Genomic DNA, 8,495 nt, shown 5'->3' with positions numbered 1-8,495 from the left:
TTCGGCCGCTCTTACAGCTCCTAGCTTCCCCTGCGGTATTCTTCGATGACGATATGGCAGTTCGTGCCACTGAAGCCAAACCCGCTGATTGCAGCCATTCTGGAGCCCCGTTTGTTCTCCGGCCAATCTACCAGCTCGGTGTTGATGTAGAAGGGGCTTTCGTCCAGCCTGATCTTCTCATTAAGCCGGTTATAGTGGATCAGCGGCGGGATTTGTCTGTTTTTCAGGGACAGCAGGATTTTGATCATTCCGGCGACACCGGCGGCCATTGTGGCATGTCCGATATTGGCTTTGACGGACCCAAGCGCGCAATACTGGCTGTCCTGTGTAAATTCGCGGAACGCTTCGGTCAGGGCCTTTACTTCGATGGGATCACCCAAAGCGGTGCCCGTTCCATGCGCTTCGACATAGTTGATCTCGGCCGGATCGATGCGGAACTTCTCATACACCCTTTTCTCCAATTGAATCTGCGAGTTCACGCTAGGTGCGGTAATGCCATTGGTCCGGCCGTCCTGATTCACACCTGAGCCGCGGATTACACCATAGATATGATCCCTGTTCTCCAGCGCCTGCTTCAGCGGCTTCAGCACCACGACCCCTACGCCCTCGCTCAGCAAGGTTCCGTCTGCTTCCTGATCGAAGGGTCTGCATACGCCCTGCGCTGACAGAATCTCCATCTGACTGCTCTGCACCATGCTGTCCGGGGTAATCATCAACCGGATGCCTCCGGCCAGCGCCATGTCGCATTCCTCATTCCAGAGGCTGACACATGCCTGGTGTACGGCAACCAGCGACGAGGAACAGGCGGTATCTATTGAAATGCTCGGGCCTTTCAGATTGAGAAAATACGAGATTCGCGCAGCCAGAATCGACGAAGAAGTCCCGGTAAACGCATCTGCGGTATTGCTTAGACGGTTCGCTTCCAGATGCTTGGTATAATCGCTTGGTGCACAGCCGACAAATACGCCGCAGCGGGTATCCTGCACCGCCTGGTCGGAATATCCGGCATCCTCCAGCGCCTTCCAGGCCTCCTCCAGAAAAATCCGCTGCTGCGGGTCCATAATCTCCGCTTCTTTAGGAGATATATTGAAAAACAACGGATCGAATTCATCCACATGGTCAAGCAGTCCGGCAACCGTGCAATAGGTTTTCTGATCCGCCTTCCGGTCTTCGTCATACCATGCCTGAATATCGAACCGGCTGGCGGGAATTTCTCCCGTGCTGGCTATGCCGTCTCGGAGATTACGCCACAGCTCTCTTGCCGAAGCGGCACCGGGAAACCTGCCTGATAACCCGACAATCGCAATGCCTTCTGCCGCAGCGGCTGTGGCTTGGTCAACGGAAACTCCTGGTGGAGCTTCCGGCATGATCTTTACCGGTTCTTCCGCAGGGCGGGAGGCGGCAAAGCCCAGTTTGATTTTACCTGTAGCCTCTGTACTTGAAGCTGCGGGAGCTATGGGGGCTGCGCCGGTTTTCAGTGTCAGCTTGGGCGCTCCAGAGGCCGGTTGTCCAGCGGAAAAGGGAGCCTGCGGCGCAGGTGCTTGTTCCTCCTTGGTCTGACGCCCGGTTAGTGGCTTCAGGGATCGTGTGGCTGGCTCCTTCATTGGCGCTTTCGGTTTGACCGGCGCTGCTGCCGGTTTGTTTGTCGAGAATTGGTCGATTAGATCGTTCATATATTCATATCTGTGGTTTAAGCGTTGGGATTGGACAGGTTCGTGTATCTGCTCTTGCGGGTTCGCATTCACAGCATTGGGATTTATTCCCTTCTCCGGCATTGCGCCGCTGTTCTTCTGAATCTCATCTACCATATACCGGGCCAGCTCGGGAATGGTCGGATAATCATAGAGCACGATGCCGTCAAGCTGGATATGCAGCGCTTCATTCAGATCCCGGACAATTTCCACACTGCTGATCGAATCAATGCCCATTTCCTTAAAAGAAAGCTCATAGCTCAGCTCCTCCGGCTGGAGCTTCACTACCCGGCACAGCACATCCTTGACCTGCTGCTCCACGGCTTCCGGAGAGAGGGTCTGCTCTGCACCGGAAACCGCATCTCCCCGTTGCTTCAGCTCATGGATGCGTCTCAGACCTTCGCGGGCCTCCAGCTTATGGTCCTTGATCTGCTGCAATATGTCCTTGATCGTCTCGCCGTTACTCATAGTACACCTCCAAAAACTGGGCTACTTCGTCCACATCCAGCTCATCCTCGTTCAGCCTGGACAACAGCTCCAGCAGATCACGGTCCTCCTGGTTAACCGATGATGTTCCTGAGACTGCCAATACTCCCGGTACATCCGCTTCTGGAGCCAGGGACAGGGGTCCATGCTTACGCCCGATATGCGCTGCCAGAAGGTTAAGGGTGTAGTAATCATAAATATCGATGGTATCGAGCTGCAGGCTGAAGCTCTCATTCAGATCGCGTACAATCTCGACGCCGCTGATGGAATCCACACCCATATCCTTGAAATTCATATCCTCGTCCAGTTCCGTTTCATCCAGTTGTATCCGGTTAGCGATGATCCGGGTTAGCTCGTCCTTGATGTTCCGTCCGGCTCCTGCAGTGTGTATGGAAGGACTGGAGCCAGCAGAATCTGTTGAACTGTCAAAACCTGTTGAACCGGTATGATCCGTTAAACCGGCATGCACCAATATCCCCCCGGTCAGCAGGGTTGCCTTGTTTCCTTTATCTTCAGGTGCAGACAGGGGTGCTGCCGTTACAGCTTCCCGCTCATTCCCCACGGGTTCCGCGGCCCGGTATAAGTGGCGGATCTTTGCTTTGACCTCTGAGGTGGTGAAGGTAATCCGGTGCATTTCATTCTCACGTTCCACGCATTGCAGTAATGAATCCAGCACCCGGCTGGACAGCTCCTGCTTCAGCACACTGACCGTGGTTCTCGGCTTCTCGGCTATCAGCCGGGCAATCGACACCGCCTCCTGCAGCACCTTGTCCTTTGCCCGGAAGATGACGGAGGCTGATCTGCTTTTGAGCTGTTCGCCGGAATACATTTTGGCTGTGAACATCATCTCAACAGCGAGATTCTTCCCCAGCTTGTCCTGCAGAATGAAGGTTGCGCCCATTCCCGGAGTGAAGCCGTATTTGGCAAAAGCAGCGGAATACAAGCTCTCCTCAGCCATAACCACAATATCCGCATACAGTCCGAACAGCAGGCCGCCGCCGGAAGCATGGCCTTCCATTGCAGAGATCACAGGGATAGGACACTCCAGCATACCCCTGTACAAAATCGGCGCATCTGTAAAGCTCAGCTTCGAGTCGGAAATATCCAGCAGCTGCTCCTGGGTTCCGCCCATGGAGAAGATCCGGTCATTCCCGGCAACCACAATCGCCTTGATCTGCTCATCCTGTTGTGCGGCCTGGAAGCAATGGGTAAGCCCTTGTATAACCTCATGGGTAAACGTATTGTTATGCATCGCGTCCTGAATCCGAATGATAGCGACGCCGCCCTCCACATGCTCCAGCATAACTTCATTTCCCGCATACGCCGGAAATGCCTCAAGCGCTGCGAATCCGGCAGTTGGAGCGGGTTCTGCATACTCTTGTATAGTTGTAATTAGTTGTGAAGGGTTGATCGGCTCGATCCAATAGCTTTTACGGGCAAACGGATAATGCGGCAGCGAAAGAAGCTCAGGTGCGTCATTCCCGTATAATGTCCGCCAGTCTATAGCTGCGCCTTCCGCCCATGCTTGGGCCAGGCGTTCAGCATCGCCCAGCGTATACGGATTAGCCTGGATTTGTACATGTCTCTGCCTTTGAGCCTTACTTGCATGCCCTTGTGCAGCCAAGCCTGCCTCTGACGTGAACAGTTGAGCGGATGCGCGCTGCTCCAAATAATCCCCGATCGTCACCAGCAGTTCACTGAGTGTACGGTACACGACAGCCAGCCGGTGCTTCATGGGTTCCCGGGCTACCTGAAGTGTATAGCTGAGCCCCGGCAACGACAGTTCCTGCACAGCCCCGGCCCTGACTTCAGCAGCCTCATGCCCTTCCAACCCTGCAACTCCGTGTACAAGCTGACTGCTGAGCTCTTCCACTGTTAAGTCACCGCTTACGGCAGAAGCGTTTGCCTGGATGCCAAAGCTCCCCAGGAGCCTGTCACACAACTGGATGAATTCAACAGGCCCGAGGCCCAGCTCCTCCAGAGAGTGATCCTGTCCGATCCCGGTGACCGGAAGGTCTAGCATTTGAGCAATGACCTCTTGAAGGGCAGCTATCATGTCCTTGTGACTACCGTGGCCCTTTGTTGTTCTTTGTTCCATAAAAGCTTTCATCCGCCGGGCATAGGCCTGCAGCCGTTCAGGGGTCTGCGCGGATAATATGAAGATATACGGATCATTATCAACATTCTGCTGATCCTGATTCCCGCTGCTTCTGCTGCCGGTATATTGCTCTAGAATGACATGGGCGTTAGAACCTCCCGCACCAAAAGCACTAATGCCGGCGCGTCTCGGGTACACCGTTGTCCGCCCGTTTGCGGTACGGATGACCGGCTTCCACGGCTCCAGCTTCTGCTGAATATAAAAGCCCGAATCGCCAAGCCGGATATGCGGGTTAATTCGTTCCGAATGAATTGAAGGCACAAGCTGCCCGTGCTGCATCTGCAGAAGCACCTTGGCGATGGAGGATATGCCTGCAGCCGCTTCGGCATGGCCGATATTGGACTTGACTGAACCGATGGCACAGCTGAAGGCTTCGTCCTTATGGGGAGCAAAAGCATTCATCAGTGCCTTGATCTCAATGGGATCGCCCAGCGAGGTCCCGGTGCCATGCGCTTCGATATAATTGATGGTGCCAGCATCGATGCCGCTTCTGCGGATCGCTTCGGACACGGCTTCCTCCTGCGCCCGCTGATTGGGAACCGTGAACCCGCTGGCCTCCCCGCCATGATTAATGGCGCTGCCTTTGATGACTGCATAGATCCGGTCATGGTCCCTCTCCGCCTGCTTCAGCGGCTTGATCAGAATTGCGCCCGCTGCCTCGGCGGGCACGTAACCATCTCCGCCTTCGCCGAAGCTGCGGCATCGGCCATCTGAGGAAGCGAAATTCCCCTGGGACAACAGAAGGTACTTATCCGGGTGCACGGAGAGATTAACCCCTCCAACCAGGGCCATGGCACAATCCTGATTCTTCACACTTTGACAGGCCATGTGCAGCGCCGTCATCGAGGAGGAACACATGGTATCAATGCCCAGCGAAGGTCCGGTCAGTCCAAAATAATATGAAACCCGGTTGGCAATCGACGAGAGGGTCGAAGTGGAGACCTGCCGGCTGGTGTTGTAGAGCTGGTACTGCATCCACATGGCTCCAGCGAATACGCCTATCTTTTGACCTTTGAGCGCAGACCGGATATACCCGCCATCCTCGAATGCTTCCCAGGCCAGCTCCAGAAACACCCGCTCATGCGGGTCCATCAGCACGGCTTGATAAGGTGCCACATTGAACAGCAGTGAATCGAACTTGTCCACATCGCGGAGGAAGCCGCCCCACCGGGAGCTCTCCTTGCCCCAGCTCTCCCGGGCAATCTGCTGCTGCTCCTCATAACTCCACCTCTGCGGATCGATCTCCGATACGGCGTCCCGTCCTGCCTTAAGCAGCTCCCAATACTCCGACAGATTGTCCGCACCCGGAAATCTCCCGCTGATTCCGATAATCGCGAGGTCATCCTCTTCTGTACTTCCGGCAGAACGGGGAATCGGATTGGGAGCCATCTCAGGCTGCGTGGCCGCCTTTTCCTTATGTAACTCCTCCTTCCACTCCCCGTCCCGGACCAAGACAGCATCAATCCTGCTTTCTTCCCCCGGAACCATGAGCAATAGGGTTTCTTCCCGCTGCAGCGCCCATTCCAGCGCCTCTATCCCTGCGGAAGTCTCCAGGAGCGAGATGCCAAATCTGTGTTTTAGCGCAAGCTCCGTATGTTCGTCGCCTTTCATACCGCCCTCGCGCCAGAGAGGCCACTTGACGGACAGGGATTTGCCGCTTCTCAGCCCCTGCGCTCTCCAGAGTTCTCTTTGCTGTATATAGGCGTCCATATATAAATTGGCATACGCATAATCACTTTGACTTGGATTGCCCAGAATTCCCGCCACGGAGGAAAATGCGGCAAAAAACGTGAGCGGCTCCCCCTTGAACACTTCATCGAGATTGGCCGTCCCCTCCGCCTTCACCCGCAGCACCTGACGCAGCTCATCACTGTCCTTATGCACGAGTAACGAATCGCGTGTAAGTCCCGCACAGTGAAAGATTCCGTCCAGTTCCCCATATTTCTCCTTCACAAAAGCATGCAGGCGCTCGACCGATGTCCGGTCCGTTACATCACAAGCCACATAATCCAGACGCTGATGCGCGCCTAACCCGGCTGCAGCTTCTGCCGGCAGATTGGCAGCTCTGCCGCAGAGAATGGCTGTCCCGCCTTGCTGCAGAACATGGGCTGCCAGCTTCTGCCCAATGCCTCCGGCTCCCCCTGTAATCAAGTAGACCTGATTGCCGCGAATGGCCGTTTTACCTCCGCCAGCTACGTGTCCTGCCTTACGGTAGGTCTGTATTCTCCGTATGTCCTGCTCATACACCACACGGCGTCCGCTATCCCAGCCCCTGTAGAGTTCATCTTGGAAAATAGTCCCGAGCTGCCTGCGGTTCTCCGCATCCAGGCCGATACATTTATAAGCCACCTTATCCGTTTCGGATTGGATGCAGTGCAGGAATCCCTCCATCGCTGCATCGCCCGGATGAGCGGCAGCCCCCTCTTGATCGAAGAAATACAGCACCTTTACTGCCGATTTAATTCTGCTTCTCAGCAGCTCCCGCAGGATATAGAACATGGGAATCACCTGCTGCTCGGACTCCGGCAGACCGCCCTGCTTCCGCCCGCCGCAATTCAGGCTGTTGACCAGAACTGTGGGAATGCGGTCCGCTAGCTGTAATTCATCTGCCAATTGCTTGTAATCATCCTCGCGGTTAAAGTTCATGCGGTAAATGCCGGCTTCTGCTGCGGCAAATTGCTCTCCCGGAAGCACGTAGGTGTAGCGATTGCCTGCCTCCATTCCAGCCAGAGACAGCAGTTCATCCTGCTGCCCGCATAAGACCAGTACCTGCTCCTGCTGCACAGGGTATCCAGACTCGCTATGCTCTGTTAGCGGGCTGTTGATCCAAGCAGACGTATAGGCGTGAATGGCCGCAGCGGACGGTTCCGGCTTGGCCGATTGGTGCACATCGCCAGCCGCTGTATCGCAGTTAAAAAATGACTCGCTATGCTCCCGGAGAATATACTGGCTTAACTCCTCCAGCGTGGCGTATTCAAACAGCAGCGTTGGGTAGAGAGGGCTTCCCAGCTTCTCTTCCAGCCGCTTGACGATGTCCAGCAAATGCTGTGAGTTCAGCCCTTGATTGTAAAAGCCCTCATCGGTCCGCAGCTCAGCTTCATCCCTTCCGGACAGACTGCTTACCAGCCGCTTCAAAGAAGCGGTGACGGCAGCCTTGCGCATACCTTCTTCCGCCGGATCTCCTTTACGGGCCAGCGGAGCTTGGACTTTGACTTGGACCGGCTCCAGCTTAGCAGGTGCGGACGAAGCCAGTGGGGAAGCAGCTGGAGATTGAACCTTCTGAGGCCCGCTGATCAGTTCCCTGGAGCGGATCTTCTTCAGACCCCAGCGTCTGAAGCTGGCAATCTCCTGTCCTTGCCCGTTATACACCTCGATATCGAAATACATCAGGTCCTTGATGTCTCCATCCGGATAACCCTCATCCTTGATATAGACATAGATCCGCTCCTTCATCGGTTCATAGGAACGGAAGGATTCGATGAACATCGGAATGGAAGCCTGAATCTCCCTGGAGAAATCCAGCTCCTGCAGTACGACGAATCCCTGAACCAGCGTTGCCGCATCCAGATAACAAGGGTGCATGTAGAACTGGTCCATATATTCCCTCGCCAGCTCGCCCAGGGTAATCTCAGCCAGGATACGCTGATCGCCGTAATACAGCTTCCCCAGACCCTTCATAAATTCCAGATGGCGGATATCAATTTTCCGCACATAGCTGTAGGCATGGTCCATATCTTCTACGCGATGACTCAGACTTTTAATCTGCTGAATGTCGATTGATTTCCGCTCGCCGGTGCGCGCAGGGGACAAATGCAGCTCACAGCGCAGGTTTTCATCCCAGGTACTGTCCAGGAGCTCGTGCTCCTTAATCTTCCGGCTCTGCGCCACGACCTCGTATCCGTCCGCTTTCTTGGTGAACGAGATTTGGATTTTTTTATCATATTGTCCGCTGGTGGAGACCGGCTCGCTGAACAGAACCTTACGCAGCTCGATATCCCGCAGGTTGATGCCCTTGGTCTGCAGGAACCGGTAGATCATATCAAGCAGCGTCACACCCGGCATGATCCGTACACCGTGAACCCGATGATCTCTGACGATATAATTGCTGTTTTTAATTACTGTACTGAACTTCACACCGTTTAAAGCGTCCATGCGTGCAC

Annotated in this window: 2 protein-coding genes; both read right to left on the bottom strand. The window is 54.9% G+C overall.

Annotated elements, in window-relative coordinates; all coding sequences use genetic code 11:
* Positions 1 to 20 precede the first annotated feature (20 nt).
* Positions 21 to 2,159 carry a beta-ketoacyl synthase N-terminal-like domain-containing protein gene (locus MKX70_RS21410; protein WP_340840679.1) on the bottom strand — a complete coding sequence of 713 codons (2,139 nt, stop codon included), beginning with the start codon at positions 2,157 to 2,159 and terminating at the stop codon, positions 21 to 23.
* Positions 2,152 to 8,487, bottom strand: a complete 6,336-nt coding sequence (locus MKX70_RS21405; protein ID WP_340840678.1) for an SDR family NAD(P)-dependent oxidoreductase — start codon at positions 8,485 to 8,487, stop codon at positions 2,152 to 2,154. Before MKX70_RS21405 ends, MKX70_RS21410 begins: the two co-directional genes overlap by 8 nt.
* Between the last annotated feature and the right edge of the window lie 8 nt (positions 8,488 to 8,495).

Source organism: Paenibacillus sp. FSL R7-0312, assembly GCF_038004445.1.
In the GTDB taxonomy this organism is placed as follows: Bacteria; Bacillota; Bacilli; order Paenibacillales; family Paenibacillaceae; genus Paenibacillus_AQ.
This window is presented reverse-complemented; position numbering and strand designations above follow the sequence as displayed.